Origin of the sequence: Streptomyces sp. NPDC057654, from assembly GCF_042800135.1 — a bacterium.
Classification (GTDB): Bacteria; Actinomycetota; Actinomycetes; order Streptomycetales; family Streptomycetaceae; genus Streptomyces.
In genome coordinates, this window is the sequence record NZ_JBHVHQ010001277.1 from 1 (window position 1) to 1,715 (window position 1,715).

Genomic DNA, 1,715 nt, shown 5'->3' on the forward strand with positions numbered 1-1,715 from the left:
CCCCTGCTTCGCCATGGCCGAAAGCACCACGGCCGTCGGCAGACGCACCCGCGGACGTGCCGGCTCCGGCCCGGCCACCGCCCCCCGCCGCCCGAGCGCCGACAGTGACAGCGCTCGCATGATGGACCTGGTCGAGCGCGCCCAGGCCGGAGAGGCCGACGCCTTCGGCCGCCTCTACGACCAGTACTCCGACACCGTCTACCGATACATCTACTACCGCGTGGGCGGCCGCGCCACCGCCGAGGACCTCACCAGCGAGACGTTCCTGCGCGCCCTGCGCCGCATCGGCACCTTCACCTGGCAGGGCCGCGACTTCGGCGCCTGGCTGGTGACCATCGCCCGCAACCTGGTCGCCGACCACTTCAAGTCCTCGCGGTTCCGCCTCGAAGTGACCACCGGCGAAATGCTCGACGCCAACGAGGTCGAGCGCAGCCCGGAGGACTCCGTCCTCGAATCCCTCTCCAACGCCGCACTGCTGGAAGCGGTGCGCAAGCTCAACCCGCAGCAGCAGGAATGCGTGACCCTCCGCTTTCTCCAGGGCCTGTCGGTCGCCGAGACCGCCCGCGTCATGGGGAAGAACGAGGGGGCCATCAAGACCCTCCAATACCGAGCCGTACGAACCCTCGCCCGGCTCCTGCCGGACGATGCCCGCTGACCCTCGGTATGCACCCCCTCACCTGCGGTCAGATCATCCGGACCGCGTAACCCGAGTGCCGCGCCGCTCGTTGTGCGGGATGCAGGCTCCCTGCGGTCACGCCATGCCCGCAGCCACTCACTCGATCGAGTGGACGCGCTCAAGGCGTGCAACCTTCCAGGTGTCCTGGGGAGTCGACCGTCATGACGAGAGGAGGTGCCGCCTGTGATCGCGAACGTATCGGCGCACCGGCGGGCGAACGCCTTCGCCCAGTCCCTGGAGGAGCAGGAGCTCCAGGGCGCAACGGCCGAGCAGTCCGATCCATCGGCGGAGCACGCCGAGCGGAATCGGCTGCTGGCCCTGGCGAGCGGGCTCGGCGAGCTACCGGCACCGGAGTTGGACCCCGAAGTCAAAATCGTGCAGCGGGCGCGGCTGATCGCCGCCATGGAGGCACAGTTCGCGGAGGGCGCAGCCCAAGTCCCCGAGCAGCGTTCCGGAAAGGGCGCGCACCGCGCGAGCCCATTGAGCAAGTTGCGGCCGCGCTCCCGCTGGTCCAAGGGGCTCGCCGCCGGCGGGCTCACGGTGGGCGTGGCGGCGGGCGCGTTCGGCGGCGTCGCCGCGGCGAGCAACAGCGCCCTCCCCGGCGATTCGCTGTACGGACTCAAGCGCGGCATGGAGGACTTCAAGCTGGGCATGGCCGACGGCGACTCCGATCGCGGCCAGATCTATCTGGACCAGGCGTCCACGCGCATGCAGGAGGCCCGTCGCCTCCTGGAGCGCGGCCGCCTCGGCGACCTCGATCACGAATCGGTGGGCGAGGTCCGCAAGGCGCTGTCCGGCATGCACTTCGACGCCTCCGAGGGCCACCGGCTGCTGCATGAGGCGTACGAGCGCGACGGCTCGCTCAACCCGATCCGGGCGCTGTCGTCCTTCACCACCTCGCACCGCGAGGGCTGGCAGCAGCTGCGCGAGCGGCTGCCCCTCCAGCTCACCGATGTGCGCGATCAGGTGAGTTCGGTCTTCGACGCCATAGACGAGGAGGTCGGCCCGCTGCGGTCGCTGCTCCCGTCCACGTCGGATC

General features: G+C 70.4%; 2 protein-coding genes. Both read left to right on the plus strand.

What is annotated here, in order from left to right; all coding sequences use genetic code 11:
- A partial coding sequence (locus tag ACFU99_RS42810) for an ECF subfamily RNA polymerase sigma factor, BldN family (protein WP_384403967.1) occupies nt 1–655 on the plus strand: 655 nt, incomplete at its 5' end.
- A 204-nt stretch (nt 656–859) separates the two neighbouring features.
- The coding region (locus tag ACFU99_RS42815; protein WP_384403970.1) for a DUF5667 domain-containing protein at nt 860–1,715 on the plus strand (856 nt) is incomplete at its 3' end.